A 15,599-nucleotide genomic window follows, 5' to 3' on the forward strand; every position below is an offset into this window, starting at 1 on the left:
CCGCCGCCCCGAAAGCCTGGGTCCGGAACCCTGCTTGACCCGGCACCTGGTCCATGATCGACAGGGGCGGCGGGGCGGGCCGCGGTGGTGTTAGATGAGCGGCCAGGGCAGCGGGCGAAAGGCGTGTGGGCAGATGGACACGACGGCGACAGAGCCGGTGCAGGCGTATCTCACCGCGACCGGTGAGCGGCTGCGGGCCGACGGCTGCGAGGTGAAAATCGAGGACTGGGGCGGCGTGCCGGTGCTGGTCGGCTACCGTGGCGACTTCAAGCTGCGGTGGATGGCGACCAAGCTGCACCTGTTCACGATCGCCGCGCCCGCGACGCTGGTCACGGCCGCCACCCTGGAGGCGTTCAGCACCTCGGCGATGGACTACGTGTTGGCCCGCAAGGGGCAACTGCGCGGCTTCCAGAACGGGGTGGCGGTGATCCCCGCACTGGTCGGCACCCAGATCGAGCCGGCGGCGTCGGCCTGGGCGCAGGAGAAGCAGCGGGTGAAGTTCGCCGCGCTCGCCCGGCCGGTGGCAGTGGACGCGGGCACCGGCGCGGCCGCCGCGTACCGCGGTAGCCCGGCCCTCGGCATCATCTACGCGGCCCACCTGCGCAGCAAGCTGAACGCGTACTTCCCGGTGGCCTGACGCGAAGCGGTCCGTGGCATACGGACCGGGGCCCCGACCACCCGAAGGTGGCCGGGGCCCCGGTCGCTGACGGTCAGGAGCGCTGCTCGACCTGACCCCGGATCGTGACGAACTCGGCCTTCGCCTGCTCGGCGGACTTGAAGTACATCACCACCATGCCCTCGCTGCCCCGGTCCGCCCAGACGCAGACGCCGAGCGCCAGGCCCTCGGCCTTGCCGTCGCCGCAGCGTGCCTCACCGCCGAGCGGGCCGGGCTCGACCGACGCCATGTTGGTCACCGCCAGCTCGGTGGAGAGCCCGGTCACGAAGGCGTCCAACTCCTTCTTGGGGTCGGAAAGCAGCCCGGACACGGCAGCGATCATGATGAGGTCCTGCTTGGCGGGGTCGCCGTAGAAGGCACCGACGGTGCTGCTCTCCCCCTGCACCGTCGACTTCATTTCGGTGACCATCAGGTCGGCGGCCGACTGCAGCTGCGGGTCGGTGTTCTTCGGCCGGCCGGCGAGGGTGGCCGGCGCGGTCACCCGGGTCTTGGTGGCGTCGACGACCTCGCCCACGTCGTCCTTGATCGTGAACCAGATGGCCGCCACGCCGCCGAGGCAGAGCACCAGCACCACGGACAGCACGATCAGCAGGATCTTGCCGACCTTCGACTTCTTCGCTGGCGGCGGGCCGGCGGGCAGGCTCGGGTCACCATAGGGCTGACCCGGCTGCGCGGGCGGGAAGCCCTGCTGCGGCGGCGTCCAGCCCACGCCCTGCTGCGGCTGGCCTGGCTGCTGCGGCGGGGTGGGGGAATCGTGCGGCGGGCCGTAGGGGGTGGCCGGCGGCTGGGACATTGTTCAGCCCCAAGTTGGGTGTGCAAAGCGCGTGATCTTAACCCGGTGAAGCTTCCGACGGTGTTCAGCGCAGGTCCCCTCCGACGGCCGGTTGATCACAAACGGACGCGGTGGCCGGTCCGCCCACGAGGGACGGTCCGACCACCGCGACGGTGGCGCGGCGATCTCCTCAGGCGGGCAGGCTCGCCGCCCCGCGCGGCAGGAACCGCTGGCCGGTGACCCGCTCGGAGGTGCCGGTCCGATCCAGGTACGGCGTGACGCCGCCCAGGTGGAACGGCCAACCAGCACCGAGGATCATGCACAGGTCGATGTCCTGCGCCTCGGCGACCACACCCTCGTCCAGCATCAGCCGGATCTCCTGCGCGAGCGCGTCGAGCGCGTTCTGCCGTACCTGCTCGGCGGTCAGCGGCTGGTCACCGACGACGAGCAGCTTGGCGACCTCGTCGTTGACCTGGTCGTCGACCACGATCGGCTGCCCCGAGTCGGCGATCCGCTTGAGGTTCTCGCTGACGCCGTACCGGTCCGGGTACGCCGCGTGCAGGGTGCCGCCCACGTGGTACGCGACAGCCGGGCCGACCAACTGGAGCAGGGCGAGCGGGCGCATCGGCAGGCCCAGCGGGTCCAGTGCGCTGTTCGCCACGTCCAGCGGGGTGCCCTGGTCGACGGCGGCGAAGACGGTGCCCAGGAAGCGGGTGAGCAGCCGGTTCACCACGAACGCCGGGGCGTCCTTGACCAGCACCGAGGACTTCTTGAGCTGTTTGCCGACCGCGAACGCGGTCGCGAGGGTGGCGTCGTCGGTGCGCTCGCCCCGGACGATCTCCAGCAGCGGCAGCACCGCCACCGGGTTGAAGAAGTGGAAGCCGACCACCCGCTCGGGGTGCTCCAGCTCGGCGGCCATCTCCGTGATCGACAGCGAACTGGTGTTGGTGGCCAGCACCGCCTCCGGGGAGACGATCTTCTCCAGCTCGGCCCAGACCTGCTTCTTGACGCCCAGGTCCTCGAAGACCGCCTCGATGACGAAGTCAGCATTGGCGAAGGCGCTCTTGTCGACCGTGCCGCTGACCAGGCCGTACAGCTTGGCGGCGGTGCCCTTGTCCATTCGGCCCTTGGTGACGGCTTTCTCGATCTGGGTGTGCACGTAGCCGACACCCTTGTCCACGCGGGACTGGTCCAGGTCGGTCATCACCACCGGCACCTGGAGACGGCGGGCGAACAGCAGCGCCAGTTGGCTGGCCATCAGGCCGGCGCCGACGATGCCGACCTTGGTGATCGTGCGGGCCAGTCCCTTGTCCGGAGCTCCGGCCGGCCGCTTGGCCCGCCGCTGCACCAGGTCGAAGGCGTACAGGCCGCTGCGTAGCTCCTCGGAGAAGACCAGGTCCGCGAGGGCCTCGTCCTCGGCGGCGGTGCCGGCGGCGAAGTCGCCGTCCTTCGCCGTCTCCAGCAGGTCCAGTGCCTTGTACGCGGACGGGACCGCGCCGTGCAGCCGCGCATCGAGGGTCTGCCGGGCGAAGTAGAGCACGCCCGCCCACATGTCCTTGTCGACCTCGGGCCGGGTCACGGTGACCTGACCCCGGACCACGCCGGCGGCCCACTCCAGGGATCGTTCCAGGAAGTCGGCCGGCTCCAGCAGGACGTCCGCGATGCCCAGCTCGGCAGCCTGCTTCGGCTTGAGCATCTTGTTCTGCATGAGCGGGTTCTGGATGATCACCTGGGTCGCGGCGGGGATGCCGATCAGGTTCGGCAGCAGCTGGGTGCCGCCCCAGCCGGGCACCAGACCGAGGGAGACCTCGGGCAGGGCCAGGGCCGCCGCGCCACCGGAGAGCGTCCGGTAGTGGCAGTGCAGCGCCAGCTCCAGGCCACCGCCCATCGCCGCGCCGTTGACGAACGCGAAGGTGGGGACGGTGCTGTCCTTGAGCCGGGCGAAGACCCGGTGACCGAGCCGGCCGATCTCCAACGCCTGCGCACGGTCGGCCAGCTGCGGCAGGCCGACGATGTCCGCGCCCACGCAGAAGATGTACGGCTTGCCGGTGACCGCGATGAACGCCGGGTCGGCGGCCAGCGCGGTGGTGATCGCCTCGTCCAGGCTGGCCAGCCCGCCGGGGCCGAAGGTGTTCGGCTTGGTGTGGTCGAAGCCGTTGTCCAGCGTGATCAGAGCGGCGGGTCGGTCCAGTCCTGGCACGTTCACCTGGCGCAGCAGCGCCCTGGTGACGACCTCGTTCGGTGCGGCGAGCGCGCTCACTTGTTGCCACCCTCCCAGTTCGGGTTCTCCCAGATGACCGTGCCGCCCATGCCGATGCCGATGCACATGGCGGTGAGGCCGTAGCGGACCTCGGGGTGCTCGGCGAACTGACGGGCCAGTTGGGTCATCAGCCGTACGCCGGAGGAGGCCAGTGGGTGGCCGATGGCGATCGCGCCGCCCCACGGGTTGACCCGCGCGTCGTCGTCGGCGATGCCGAAGTGGTCGAGGAAGGCGAGCACCTGCACGGCGAACGCCTCGTTCAACTCGAACAGACCGATGTCGTCGATGCTGAGCCCGCCGAGACGCAGGGCCTTCTCCGTCGACGGGATCGGGCCGATGCCCATCACCTCGGGCTCCACGCCCACGAACCCGAACGACACCAGCCGCATGGCCACGGGCAGGCCCAGCTCGCGCGCGGTGGCCTCGTCGGCGAGCAGGCTCGCGGTGGCGCCGTCGTTCAGGCCGGCCGCGTTGCCCGCGGTGACCTTGCCGTGCGGACGGAACGGGGTCTTCAGGGTGCCGAGCTTCTCCAACGACGTGTCCCGCGGAGCCTCGTCCACGGTGGCCAGGCCCCAGGCGCCCTCGGCGTCGCGGATGGACATCGACACCAGGTCGTCCTGGAGCTTGCCGTTGGCGTACGCCTTGGCGGTCTTCTGCTGCGAGGCGAGCGCGAACGCGTCGGTGCGCGCCTTGGTGATGTGCGGGACCAGGTCGTGCAGGTTCTCCGCGGTGGAGCCCATGACCAGCGCGGACGGGTCGACCAGCTTCTCCGCGATGATGCGCGGGTTGGGGTCGACGCCCTCACCCATCGGGTGGCGGCCCATGTGCTCGACGCCGCCGGCGATGGCGATGTCGTACGCGCCCATCGCGATGCCGCTGGCCACGGTGGTCACCGCGGTCATCGCGCCGGCGCACATCCGGTCGATGGCGAAGCCGGGCACGGTCTTGGGCAGACCGGCCAGCAGGGCGGCGGTACGGCCGATGGTGAGGCCCTGGTCGCCGATCTGGGTGGTGGCCGCGACGGCGACCTCCTCGACCCGCTCGGGGGGCAGCTGCGGGTTGCGACGCAGCAGCTCACGGATGCAGCGGATCAGCAGGTCGTCGGCGCGGGTGTTGGCGTACATGCCACCCGCCTTGCCGAACGGGGTACGGACGCCGTCGACGAAGACGACATCTCGAACTTCACGGGGCACTTGAGCCTCCTATTCGACCGTGATTCGGCCTTCGCGCCGGCAGGCGGCACTCGGATCGAATGAGGGTCGCCGACACGGGCACGTTCCCCCGAATGCTACTCGCCAGTAACCAACCTCGTCCCCACCCCCCGTTGTGGCCCACCCCACACCACCCTGCCCCGGCCCCTGCCGCACCCCCACCCCCTCGGTTGATCATGAAGTTGTTGTCACGACACGCCGGCCCGGACGGCAATAACTTCATGATCAACCGAGGCGGCGGCGGGGAGGAGGGGGTGGGAGGTGGAGGGGGCGGGGTGGTCAGGAGAGGGTGGGGGTGGGGGGTTCCGGGGACAGGGCCGGGGTCAGGTGCGGGAGGAGGAGGGCGATCTGCCATTCGCGGGCGTTGAGGCCGCGCAGCGTGTCCGCGACCGTCTCCTCGGTGAGCTTCTCCGGCGGGGTCCAGGCCAGCCGGCGGACCGAATCCGGGGTGATCAGGTTTTCCGGCGGCAGGTTGTGCTCACCGGCGATGCGGATCACCGCCTCCCGGCAGCGGGCCAGCCGACCGGCCGCCACCGGGTCCCGTTCGGCCCAGCGGTGCGGCGGGGGCGGCCCCTCCACAGCCGGGGTGACCGGCAGCGAGTCCTCCGGCAACTGCCGGGCGTCGTCGAGAGCGGCGAGCCAGGTGCGGGCCAACCGGCGGACCGACCGACCGCCGAAACCGGGCAGGGTCAGCAGGGTCTTCTCGTCCTTCGGATCCAACTCGGCCGCAGCGATGATCGCCGAGTCGGGCAACACCCGACCGGGCGCGGCGTCCCGCCGGGCCGCGATCTGGTCCCGGGCGTACCACATCGAGCGGACGCGGGCCTGCGCCCGCGCCCCCCGCAGCCGGTGGATGCCGGAGGTGCGCCGCCAGGGCTCCGCGCGGACCCGCGGCGGGCGTGCCCCGGTGCGGACCAGCGCGGCGAACTCTTCCGCGGCCCACTCCGACTTGCCCTGTCGGGCCAGTTCGGCGTCAAGTGCGTCACGCAGGTCGGTGAGCAGTTCCACGTCGAGAGCGGCGTACGTCAGCCATGACTCCGGCAGCGGTCGGCTCGACCAGTCGGCCGCCGAGTGGTGCTTTTCCAGGGTGAACCCGAGCAACTGCTCGGTCAGCGCCGCCAGCCCGACCCGCTCGAATCCAGCCAGCCGAGCGGCAAGTTCCGTGTCGAACAACCGGCGTGGGCGCAGCCCCACCTCGGCCAGGCAGGGCAGATCCTGGCTGGCCGCATGGAGCACCCACTCGGCCTCGCCGATCACCGCGTCCAATGCGCTGAGGTCCGGTAGGGGCAGTGGGTCGATCAGCGCCGTACCCGAGCCGGCCCGGCGCAGTTGCACCAGGTACGCGCGCTGGCTGTAGCGGTATCCGGAGGCTCGCTCGGCGTCCAGGGCGACTGGGCCGGTGCCTGCGGCGAAGCGGGCCACGACCTCGGCGAGCTCGGCCGGAGCGGTTACCGGATCAGGGGTGCCGTCACGCGGGGCGATCAGCGGAACGGGCCCACCGTTGGCCGGGTCGGCGCCCTCGCCCGCCGGCTGCGGCTGGGCCGACGGCGGGTGCTGGGGTGCGTTTCCCGGAAGTTCTTCGGCGGGCCGACGGCGCAGGGGTGGTTCGTCGGTCACCTGCCAACCCTAGTGCGCGCGGGGATCCGGCGGGTGCAGCCGGTCCGGCGTGTGTCGGTCAGGTGTCCGCGAGGTGTCCTTCCGGATCCCGGACATTGGGGGAGGCAAAGCCCGTCCGTGCAGGCGTCTGCGGTGATCAGATGAGGAAAAGTAGGTAAGAAATGCTCCGGGCAGCTTTTTCTCAGCACCTGGGCACGTCGTTCGGTGGGGTCAGGCTGCGCCGGCGGGGCGGCGGTCGGACAGGGCCGTGACCCCGGGTGGCGGCAGGCCGGCCGTGGAGGCGAGCAGTGCGCACCAGCCGAGCAGGTGGGGGGTCAGGTCATCGTCGACCGGTGTCCAGGAGGCGCGGATCTCGATGTCGCCGACGGTCGGTGGGCCGGCAAGGTCGCCGAACCGGGTCGACATGGTCTGCGTCACTGTCCCGCCGATCGCCCGGTGGCCGGCGTCCTGGGCGTCCAACGCGTCGGTCAGCCACGTCCAGCCGACACCGGGCAGTAACGGGTCGGCGGCCAGGTCGACCTCCAACTCGGCGGTCACGTAGGTGACCAACCGCAGGGTGCCCTGCCACGCCTCGTGGCCGGCCGGGTTGTGCAGCAGGATCAGCCGACCGCTCGCCACCTCGTCGCCGTCGCGCAGCACGGTCGCGGAGAGCGCGAACGCGTACGGGGCCAGCCGCTGGGGGGCGCCGACCTCCTCCAGGGTGATCTCCGGCCGGGGCGCCGCCGACTGCAGGCCGGCGACCGCGCGGGCGAACGTCTCCGGGAGCGCGATCGGGGGGGCCATGTCGGCAGCCTATGCCGACGCCCGGCCCCCGCTTCGGCGGCGCGCCGACGCTCACCGAGGGGCCCTGGCTGCGGTGCGGGCGTAAGGAACGGTGCCCTTCCTCTCACCCCCGCCCGGATGGGGGTGGCGGGCGTGGCACGATTGCGGCAATGACCACGGACACCACGGGCCCTGTCGCCCGAGACGGAGAACCTCGCCCCGGCGGACCGGCCGACTCGCCCCTCATCAGGGCCTGCCGACGCCGGCCCAGCCCGCACACCCCGGTCTGGTTCATGCGCCAGGCCGGCCGCTCCCTGCCGGAGTACCGGGAGATCCGAGCGAGCGTGCCGATGCTGGAGTCCTGCCGTCGCCCGGATCTGGTCACCGAGATCACCCTCCAGCCGGTCCGCCGGCACAAGGTGGACGCGGCGATCCTGTTCAGCGACATCGTGGTGCCAGTCGCCGCGGCCGGGGTCGATCTGGACATCGTGCCGGGCACCGGCCCGGTGGTCGCCGAGCCGATCCGCACCGCCGCCGACGTGGAGCGGATCCGCCCGATCACTCGCGACGACGTCTCGTACGTGGACGAGGCCGTCCGGCAGTTGGTGATCGAGCTGGGCGACACCCCGCTGATCGGTTTCGCCGGTGCGCCGTTCACCCTGGCCAGCTACCTGGTCGAGGGTGGGCCGTCGCGCACCCACGCGAAGACCAAGGCGCTGATGTACGGCGACCCGGAGCTGTGGCACGCGCTCTGCGGCCGGCTGGCCGACATGACGCTCACCTTCCTGCGGGTGCAGATCGAGGCCGGCGTGTCCGCCGTGCAGCTGTTCGACTCGTGGGCCGGCACGCTCTCCGAGGCCGACTACCGCCGTTTCGTGCTGCCGCACTCGACCGCCGTGCTGAGCGGGCTGGTCGACGCCGGGGTGCCGCGGATCCACTTCGGGGTGGGCACCGCTGAGCTGCTCGGCGCGATGGGCGAGGCCGGCGCGGACGTGGTCGGCGTCGACTGGCGTACCCCGCTGGACGTGGCCACCGGCCGGATCGGCCCGGACAAGGCGGTGCAGGGCAACCTGGACCCGTGCGTGCTGCTCGCGCCGTGGCCGGTGGTGGAGGCCGAGGTGCGCCGTATTCTGGAGCAGGGCAAGGCAGCCCCGGGACACGTGTTCAACCTCGGCCACGGTGTGCTGCCGGAGACCGACCCGGAGATGCTGACCCGGGTGGTCGCGCTGGTGCACGAGCTTTCCAGCCGCCGGGCCGACCAGGGCTGACCGGCGATGCGGCAGCCCTGGCGGGTGGCGGTGGTCGGCGGCGGGATCGCCGGGCTGGCCGCCGCGGTCCGCTTGCGCGACCGCGCACCGGCCGGCACCGAGATCACGGTGTACGAGCAGTCCGGTGCGCTGGGCGGGAAGCTGCGCACCGGGGAGTTGGCTGGCCAGCCGGTCGAGTTTGGCGCCGAGTCGTTCCTGCTGCGCGACCCGACCGGGGCCGAGAGCGGGGCGGTGGCGCTGGTCCGCCGGCTCGGGCTGGCCGATCGGATCGTGCACCCCACGGTCGGGCAGGCCGCGCTGGTCATCGACGGAGGGCTGCGCCCCATCCCGGGCGGCACCCTGGTGGGCGTACCCGGTGATCTGGAACGGGTGACCACGGTCGCCCGCCCGGTCGCGGACGCCGACACCGACGGTGGTCGGCCGCTGGTCGGGCCCGACGCGGACGTCTCGGTGGGTGCGCTGGTCCGGTCCCGCTTCGGTGACGAGGTGGTCGAGCGGCTGGTCGACCCGATGCTGGGCGGCGTGTACGCGGGCCGCGCCGACGATCTTTCGCTGGTCACGACGATGCCGGCGCTGGCCCGTGCGGCCCGGGTGGAGCACACCCTGACCGGCGCGGTCCGGGCCGCGCAGGCCGCCGCGCCGCGTGCGCCCGGCGCTGCGGTCTTCGGCACCCTTGTCGGTGGGCTCAGCACCCTGGTCGAGGCGGCGGTTACGGCCAGCGGCGCGACGGTACGCCGGGACGCCGCCGTCCGCGAGTTGACCCCGACCGACACGGGTTGGCGGCTCACCGTCGGCCCGACCCGTGACCCCGAGCAGGTCGACGTGGACGCCGTGGTGCTGGCGGTGCCGGCCCGACCGGCGGCCCGGCTGCTCGCTGGTCCGGCACCGGTTGCCGCGGCGGGTGTCGGCGAGTTGGACTACGCGAGCGTCGCGTTGGTGACCCTGGCGGTGCCGCAGCCGCAACTGCCCGAATTGTCCGGCTTTCTGGTGCCCAGCACCGAAGGGTTGCTGATCAAGGCCGCGACCTTCTTCACCACCAAGTGGGGGCACCTGCGCCGACCGGACGGGTTGGCGTTGGTGCGTGCCTCGGTCGGCCGGTACGGCGAGGAGGCGTATCTCCAGCGCCCGGACGCGGACCTGGCGGCCACCGTGCATCGAGAGCTCTCGGCGGTACTCGGCACCCCGCTGCCGGCCCCCGTCGACGGGCACGTGCAGCGCTGGGGCGGCGCGCTGCCCCAGTACGCCCCGGGGCACGCCGACCGGGTCGCCGCCGCGCGGACGGCGTTGCGGGCCGTGCACCCCACCCTGGTCCTCGCCGGCGCCGGCTACGACGGCGTCGGTATCCCGGTCTGCGTCCGCTCCGGCGAGACGGCGGCCGAAGAGATCATCACAGCACTGGGAGGATCGGCGAGATGACCGAGCAGACCAACGCGGCCCGGTTGCGGGAGCTGAACGACAGCATCCGCTACACGATGTGGTCGGTGTTCCGGGCCACCGCCCCGCTGCCGTCGCTGCGGGACAACGTCACCGGTGAGGTCGTGTCCCTCTTCGAGGAGCTGGCCGGCAAGGACGTGGTGGTCCGGGGCGTGTACGACGTCGCCGGTCTTCGCGCCGACGCGGACGTGATGATCTGGTGGCACTCCGCGTCCAGCGATGCGTTGCAGGACGCGTACCTGCGGTTCCGTCGCACCACGTTGGGTCGGGCGCTGACCCCGGTCTGGTCACAGATGGCGCTGCACCGGCCGGCGGAGTTCAACAAGAGCCACATCCCGGCGTTCCTGGCCGGCGAGGAGGCCCGCCCCTACATCTGCGTCTACCCGTTCGTCCGCTCCTACGAGTGGTACCTGCTGCCCGACGCCGAGCGCCGCGAGATGCTGGCCGAGCACGGGAAGTTGGCCCGCGGCTACCCGGACGTACGGGCCAACACGGTGGCCTCGTTCGCGCTGGGCGACTACGAGTGGATGCTCGCCTTCGAGGCCGACGGACTGCACCGCATCGTCGACCTGATGCGTGACCTGCGCGCCTCCGGCGCCCGCCGGCACGTCCGCGAAGAGGTCCCGTTCTACACGGGCCGCCGCCGCTCGGTAGCCGAGATCGTCAACTGCCTGGTCTGAGCGGACGCGCCCCGCGCCCCGCGCGGGCGGGGGCGCGGGGGTGGGGGTGGGGTCAGAGGGGGCGGAGCATGACCTGTTCGCGGCTCACGCCGTCGGGCAGGAGATCGCCCAGTTCGTTGGCGCGGCTGAAGCCGGCGCGCAGGTAGAGGGCCTTCGCCCGCGCATTGTCCGGCATGACGGTGAGGCGCAGCTGGTCCGCGCCGCGCCCCCGGGCCCAGTGCACCACCGCGTCGAGCAGGAGGTGGCCGACCTTGCGGCCGCGCGCCTCGGGATGCACCCACATCGAGATCAGCTCCACGACGAGCGGGTCTGGCGTCGGTACGCCGCTGGCCATCCCGACCGGACGCCCGTCCAGGACGGCCACCAGGTTGTGTGAGCCGGCGATGGCGAGCCGGTCGCGCCAGCGCTGCTCACGGTCGCCGTCGCCCTGCCAGTCGGCGAGCCGGGATCCGAACGCCTCCGGCGCCTCGGTGAGGGCGGCCAGCCGCAGTTCGCGCCAGGTCGGCCAGTCGTCGGGGGTGAGCACCCGCATTTCGATCATGCGGGAATGATGCCGGGAGTCGGCGCGGACCCACCACTGGATATCCCGCCGGCCGGTGCCGCACCCCCGCCCGGGTGCGGCACCGGACGGGGGTCAGCTGGTCGTCGTGCAGGAGACCAGCGGGACCGGGTTGCTGCCGTTCCACGAGCCGAGGAAACCGAACGTGGTGCTCGCTCCGGCGGCGAGGGTGCCGTTGTAGTTGACGTTGCGCGCGGTCACCAGCGTGCCGTTGGTGCTGACGGTGGCGTTCCACGACGAGGCGACCTGCTGGCCGTTGCCGTAGTTCCAGCTCACCGACCAGCCCCGGGTGGGTGAACCGCCGGCGGTCACCTTCACCTCAGCCTGGAAGCCGCCGGCCCACTGGCCGGTGACCTGGTACGTCGCCGTGCAGGCCCCGGCCGGCGGCGGGGTGGTCGGCGGGGGAGTGGTCGGCGGGGGAGTCGTGGGCGGCGGGGTGGTGGGCGGCGGCGTGGTCGGCGGCGGCGTGGTCGGTGGCGGGGTGCTCGTCCCGCCGAAGGTGACGTCGCTGCACAGGTAGTACGACTGGTCCAGGTGGCTGGCCTGCCAGACGGTGTAGACGATGTGCCGCCCCGTGCGTCCCGGCGCGCTGACCGGGATTTGGATCGAGACACCACCGGTGTCCGGATTCCACTGCGAGGCCGGGGTGTTGCCGATCTGGCCGGCCAACTCCAGGTCGTTCCAGCCGAGCGGCTGGGTGGCCGCGTCGAAGCCCTGCTTGGTCACGTACACCCGGATGTAGTCGGCGCCGTGACTGGCCTGGTCAAAGAAGCGGAGCCGGAAGTTGTTCGACACCGAGGTGGTCTTCCAGGCGCCGATGGTGTCCAGCGCGTTGTAGCGGGGGCTTTGGGTGCGTCCGCCGCTGCAGAGCTGGCCGTTGGGGACGGCGCCCTGGTGGTTGCCTGCCACGCCCTCGCGGAACAGGCCGTTCCAGTTCCACATGGCGGCCGGGTCGGCCTGCCAGGCCTGCCAGCACATCGGGTCCTCGGTGGCCATCCGGGGATTCTGGAAGTCGCTGCCCCAGCGTTGCCAGCAGCTGTAGTTGCGCGAGGCCGGGTCGACGACCGACCCGTGCGCGGAGGCGGGCTGGACCAGCATGGTGGTCAGCGCGGTCGTCAACAGGAGCGTGCTGGCCGCCGCGATGGCGAACAACCAGAGCACGCGTCGTGATCGGGCAAGAGTGGACATGAAGCCCCCGGGGGGATGAGGTCGGACGACGACACCCGGACTGCCGGGAGTTGCCCGCTCCCGTGCCTATTCGCTGGCTCCCGCGATGGCTCTACCCGGCACCATGCCAGTCCGATCGTCAAGCGTCAATGGCTGCGCGTCGCATGGGAGTGTGCGGGATGCCGTCCTCGACGTATTCCGGGCCGCTGAGGGCGAAGCCGTGCCGGGCGTAGAACGGGACTAGATGCGACTGGGCCTCCAGCACGCACGGCCGGTTGCCCACCACCTCCAACGCCGCGGTCATCAGCCGGCCGGCGTGCCCGCCGCCCCGCGCCGCCGGTGCCACCACCACCCGACCGATCCGGGCGCTGCCGTCCTGGTCGGCCAGGATCCGCAGGTACGCCAGCGGCGCGCCGCCGTCGGTCAGCCAGAGATGCCGCGTGCCCGGCTCCACGTCCCGCCCGTCGAGTTCCGGGTACGGGCAGTGCTGCTCCACCACGAACACGTCGATGCGCAGCTTGAGCAGGTCGTGAAAGGTGCGGGCGTTCAGGTCGGCAAAGGAGGCTGTCCGGATCTCAGTGGTCTGCTGGGGCACGGCACCGATGGTAGGTCGTGCGGCCGGGCGGGTTCGGGTGCGTCCCGCCCGGCCGCCGGTCTAGCGTGCGTCGGCGCGGGTGGGTGCCAGGTAGGTGGCCGCCACGGCGGTGAGCAGCAGTACGCCGCCGACGATCACCGGCAGTGGGAGCGGCTCGTGCAGCAGGGCCACCGCCAGCGCCGCGGCGGTGAGCGGTTCGAGCAGGGTCAGCACGGCGGCGACGCTGCCCGGGGTGGTGCGCAGCCCGGCGTAGAACAACGCGTACGCCACTGCGGTGGTGACCACGCCGAGATGCAGCAGCAGCGCCACGGTGTCGACGCGTACCGGCACGCCGACCCCGGCGACCAGGGCGAACGGCGCGAGCGCCAGCGCGCCGACCGTGGTGGAGATGGTGGTCAGCGTCATCGGCGCGGCGCGGCGCGACACCTGCCGGCTGATCAGGGTCGTCACCGCGTACCCGAGGCCGGAGCCGGCCGCCGCGAGCAGGCCGAGCAGCGGGGCGGGCGCTGCCGCGCTGGGGTCTGCCGTGGCGCCGGTGATCAGGGCGAGACCGCCCACGGCCGCGGCCAGCGTGCCGAGTCGCAGCGGGCCGGGGAGCCGTCGGGCGCGCACCGACTCCCAGATCGCGGCGAGCACCGGGGCCAGGCCCAGGCTGACCACGGTGGCCACGCCGACGCCGGCCCACGCCACGGCGACGAAGTAGAGCGCCTGGTAGAGGCCGAGGCCGACGCCGGTGAGCAGCAGCGGTACGGGCGCCGTGCGCAGGGCGGCCAGGATCGTGCCGAGCCGGCCGGCGGTGCACGCCAGCAGCACGAGCGCGGCGATCGCGAGGCGGTGGAACCCGATGCTCACCGGGCTGAGCCCGGTGCTCTCGCGCAGGAGTTGCACCGCCACACCGGTGGTGCCCCACAGCACGCCGGTGACGGTGATCTGGATCAGGCCGGTGCGGGCCTGGGTGACGGCCGGCGCCGGGGCAGCCGGCCGCGCGGTACGGGAGGTGGACACGGATGCGCTCCGAAGGGTGAGTCGTTGACGGGACGACGTCGACGGAGCGCGTACGGCAAAGTAGCCGAGCCGGGTCAGTTACCCGCTCGGCGGAAGGCGACGGCGCTCCGCTCAGGAGCGCGGCGGGGGCAGGACGCCCTGGAATGGCCGCATGGGGAGGACCGTACCGCAGAATCGCGGTCAGGCTGGGCGTGCGCCGACGGCGTCGCGGATCTCGGCGCCCACCGTGCCCTCGACGGCGCGAGCGCAGTGTCCGCAGCAGAAGAAGCGGCCGTTGACCTCGACGCCATGCCCGACGATCTTGACTTGGCAGTGCTCGCAGATCGGTGCCATTCGGTGGATCGCGCACTCGAACGAGTCGAAGGTGTGCACGTCACCGCTGACGGTGTGCACCTCGAACGCCATCCAGTAGTCGTTGCCGCAGACCTCGCACGCTGCCACGGAAAACCTCCAATATCAGGACAAGTGCCTACAGGATCGCTCAGTTCAGGATGGCGGCGGGGGGAAACGAGAAAACTCGCCACCATCGATGGATTTATCGATAGGGGTCTTTACTGTTAACAATGTTTAAATTACCTTGAGGGGCACCCACCGGACCTGGAGAAGGAGCTGCCCCGATGCGTCGAAGAATGACCGTCCCGCTGGTGGCGGCGGGTGCTGTCGCCGCCACCCTCACCGTCGCCGCCCCCGCGCAGGCGCACGGCTACGTCTCCGCCCCGCCCAGCCGGCAGGCGCTCTGCGCGCAGGGCCGGGTGCCCGACTGCGGGCAGATCAAGTACGAGCCGCAGAGCGTCGAGGGGCCCAAGGGCCTGCGCAGTTGCAACGCCGGAATCGCCCAGTTCGCCGTCCTCAACGACGACGGCCGGGGCTGGCCGGCCACCTCGGTCGGCAGTTCGCTGACCTTCACCTGGGTGAACACCGCCCGGCACGCCACCAGCAACTGGGAGTACTGGATCGGCAACACCCGGGTCGGCGTGGTCAACGGCAACGGCCAGCAGCCGGGCGCCACGGTCTCGCACAACGTCAACCTCGGCGGCTTCTCCGGCCGGCAGAAGATCCTCGCGGTGTGGAACATCGCCGACACGGCGAACGCCTTCTACTCCTGCATCGACGTGCAGATCGGCGGCGGAGGCGGGCCGACGCCAACCCCCACCCCGACCCCCACCGCCTCACCCACTCCACGGCCCACCCCGACCACCACGCCGACCACTCCCGCCCCGGGCGGCAGTTGGACGGCGGGCCGGGCGTACCAGGTCGGCGACCAGGTCACCTACGGCGGGCTGACGTACCGCTGCCGGCAGGCGCACACGGCGATCCCCGGGTGGGAGCCGCCGAACGTACCGGCGCTCTGGCTTCAGGTCTGACCGCACGGGTGCGGCCGCTGGCCGCACCCGTGTCGCCACCCTCGCGTGAACGGAGCACCCGGCATGCCCCGTCGTACCCCTGTGGTGTCCCTTGTCGTCGCTGTGCTGCTGACCAGCGCCTGCGCCGGGTCGCCCACGTCGAGCCCGTCAGTCGCGCCACAACCAGCTCCCGCCTCCCCGGCCGGGTCCACGGTGGCCCGGTCCACGGTGGCCGGATCCTCGGCCGACG

15 protein-coding genes are annotated in these 15,599 nt (G+C 72.0%); 5 read left to right on the forward strand and 10 right to left on the reverse strand.

Going from position 1 to position 15,599, the window contains the following annotated elements; all coding sequences use genetic code 11:
• Nucleotides 1-94 precede the first annotated feature (94 nt).
• Nucleotides 95-637 carry a levansucrase gene (locus tag OG811_RS18555; protein WP_406067422.1) on the forward strand — a complete coding sequence of 181 codons (543 nt, stop codon included), beginning with the start codon at nucleotides 95-97 and terminating at the stop codon, nucleotides 635-637.
• Nucleotides 638-710: 73 nt separating this feature from the next.
• Here the strand turns inward: OG811_RS18555 and OG811_RS18560 are convergent, their stop codons facing one another.
• From OG811_RS18560 to OG811_RS18580, 5 genes are all read right to left on the reverse strand, one after another.
• Nucleotides 711-1,469 carry a hypothetical protein gene (locus tag OG811_RS18560; protein WP_406067423.1) on the reverse strand — a complete coding sequence of 253 codons (759 nt, stop codon included), beginning with the start codon at nucleotides 1,467-1,469 and terminating at the stop codon, nucleotides 711-713.
• A gap of 169 nt (nucleotides 1,470-1,638) precedes the next feature.
• Nucleotides 1,639-3,708: a 3-hydroxyacyl-CoA dehydrogenase NAD-binding domain-containing protein gene (locus OG811_RS18565; protein WP_406067425.1), complete on the reverse strand. Its 2,070-nt coding sequence runs from the start codon at nucleotides 3,706-3,708 to the stop codon at nucleotides 1,639-1,641.
• Nucleotides 3,705-4,901, reverse strand: a complete 1,197-nt coding sequence (locus OG811_RS18570; RefSeq protein WP_406067427.1) for a thiolase family protein — start codon at nucleotides 4,899-4,901, stop codon at nucleotides 3,705-3,707. The genes OG811_RS18565 and OG811_RS18570 overlap by 4 nt, the downstream gene beginning before the upstream one ends.
• A 297-nt stretch (nucleotides 4,902-5,198) precedes the next feature.
• Nucleotides 5,199-6,536 (reverse strand): ribonuclease D, encoded by a 1,338-nt coding sequence (locus OG811_RS18575; RefSeq protein ID WP_406067429.1) that lies wholly within the window; start codon nucleotides 6,534-6,536, stop codon nucleotides 5,199-5,201.
• A 210-nt stretch (nucleotides 6,537-6,746) separates the two neighbouring features.
• Nucleotides 6,747-7,319 (reverse strand): DUF3000 domain-containing protein, encoded by a 573-nt coding sequence (locus OG811_RS18580; protein ID WP_406067430.1) that lies wholly within the window; start codon nucleotides 7,317-7,319, stop codon nucleotides 6,747-6,749.
• Nucleotides 7,320-7,468: 149 nt separating this feature from the next.
• Here OG811_RS18580 and hemE point away from each other — a divergent pair, with 149 nt between their 5' ends.
• Genes hemE through hemQ form a run of 3 tightly spaced genes read left to right on the forward strand, consistent with a single transcriptional unit; the run spans nucleotide 7,469 to nucleotide 10,680 of the window.
• Entirely contained in the window at nucleotides 7,469-8,566 is a 1,098-nt protein-coding gene (gene hemE / locus OG811_RS18585; RefSeq protein WP_406067431.1) for a uroporphyrinogen decarboxylase, read from the forward strand.
• Between the two features lie 6 nt (nucleotides 8,567-8,572).
• Entirely contained in the window at nucleotides 8,573-9,982 is a 1,410-nt protein-coding gene (gene hemG / locus OG811_RS18590) for a protoporphyrinogen oxidase (RefSeq protein WP_406067433.1), read from the forward strand.
• Nucleotides 9,979-10,680 (forward strand): hydrogen peroxide-dependent heme synthase, encoded by a 702-nt coding sequence (hemQ, locus tag OG811_RS18595; protein ID WP_406067435.1) that lies wholly within the window; start codon nucleotides 9,979-9,981, stop codon nucleotides 10,678-10,680. The genes hemG and hemQ overlap by 4 nt, the downstream gene beginning before the upstream one ends.
• Nucleotides 10,681-10,732: 52 nt before the next feature.
• Here hemQ and OG811_RS18600 read toward each other — a convergent pair whose 3' ends face one another.
• From OG811_RS18600 to OG811_RS18620, 5 genes are all read right to left on the reverse strand, one after another.
• A complete protein-coding gene (locus tag OG811_RS18600; protein WP_406067437.1) occupies nucleotides 10,733-11,221 on the reverse strand; it encodes a GNAT family N-acetyltransferase in 489 nt (162 codons plus the stop codon).
• 93 nt (nucleotides 11,222-11,314) lie between these two features.
• Nucleotides 11,315-12,427: a lytic polysaccharide monooxygenase gene (locus tag OG811_RS18605; RefSeq protein ID WP_406067439.1), complete on the reverse strand. Its 1,113-nt coding sequence runs from the start codon at nucleotides 12,425-12,427 to the stop codon at nucleotides 11,315-11,317.
• Between the two features lie 118 nt (nucleotides 12,428-12,545).
• Complete coding sequence (locus tag OG811_RS18610; protein WP_406067441.1) at nucleotides 12,546-13,001, reverse strand: GNAT family N-acetyltransferase; 456 nt, start codon at nucleotides 12,999-13,001, stop codon at nucleotides 12,546-12,548.
• A gap of 60 nt (nucleotides 13,002-13,061) precedes the next feature.
• Nucleotides 13,062-14,006: a DMT family transporter gene (locus OG811_RS18615; protein ID WP_406067442.1), complete on the reverse strand. Its 945-nt coding sequence runs from the start codon at nucleotides 14,004-14,006 to the stop codon at nucleotides 13,062-13,064.
• Between the two features lie 180 nt (nucleotides 14,007-14,186).
• Nucleotides 14,187-14,447 (reverse strand): Prokaryotic metallothionein, encoded by a 261-nt coding sequence (locus tag OG811_RS18620; RefSeq protein WP_272616433.1) that lies wholly within the window; start codon nucleotides 14,445-14,447, stop codon nucleotides 14,187-14,189.
• 176 nt (nucleotides 14,448-14,623) lie between these two features.
• Here OG811_RS18620 and OG811_RS18625 point away from each other — a divergent pair, with 176 nt between their 5' ends.
• A complete protein-coding gene (locus tag OG811_RS18625) occupies nucleotides 14,624-15,370 on the forward strand; it encodes a lytic polysaccharide monooxygenase (RefSeq protein ID WP_406067443.1) in 747 nt (248 codons plus the stop codon).
• Nucleotides 15,371-15,599: the final 229 nt, after the last annotated feature.

The organism is Micromonospora sp. NBC_01638 (assembly GCF_045209745.1).
Classification (GTDB): domain Bacteria; phylum Actinomycetota; class Actinomycetes; order Mycobacteriales; family Micromonosporaceae; genus Micromonospora.

Bases quoted from the DNA above. Each gene is read 5' to 3' on its own strand.
- OG811_RS18560 (WP_406067423.1), bottom strand. From the start codon at position 1,469: ATGTCCCAGCCGCCGGCCACCCCCTACGGCCCGCCGCACGATTCCCCC.
- hemG (WP_406067433.1), top strand. From the start codon at position 8,573: ATGCGGCAGCCCTGGCGGGTGGCGGTGGTCGGCGGCGGGATCGCCGGG.
- OG811_RS18555 (WP_406067422.1), top strand. From the start codon at position 95: ATGAGCGGCCAGGGCAGCGGGCGAAAGGCGTGTGGGCAGATGGACACG.
- hemQ (WP_406067435.1), top strand. From the start codon at position 9,979: ATGACCGAGCAGACCAACGCGGCCCGGTTGCGGGAGCTGAACGACAGC.
- OG811_RS18600 (WP_406067437.1), bottom strand. From the start codon at position 11,221: ATGATCGAAATGCGGGTGCTCACCCCCGACGACTGGCCGACCTGGCGC.
- OG811_RS18605 (WP_406067439.1), bottom strand. From the start codon at position 12,427: ATGTCCACTCTTGCCCGATCACGACGCGTGCTCTGGTTGTTCGCCATC.
- OG811_RS18625 (WP_406067443.1), top strand. From the start codon at position 14,624: ATGCGTCGAAGAATGACCGTCCCGCTGGTGGCGGCGGGTGCTGTCGCC.
- hemE (WP_406067431.1), top strand. From the start codon at position 7,469: ATGACCACGGACACCACGGGCCCTGTCGCCCGAGACGGAGAACCTCGC.
- OG811_RS18580 (WP_406067430.1), bottom strand. From the start codon at position 7,319: ATGGCCCCCCCGATCGCGCTCCCGGAGACGTTCGCCCGCGCGGTCGCC.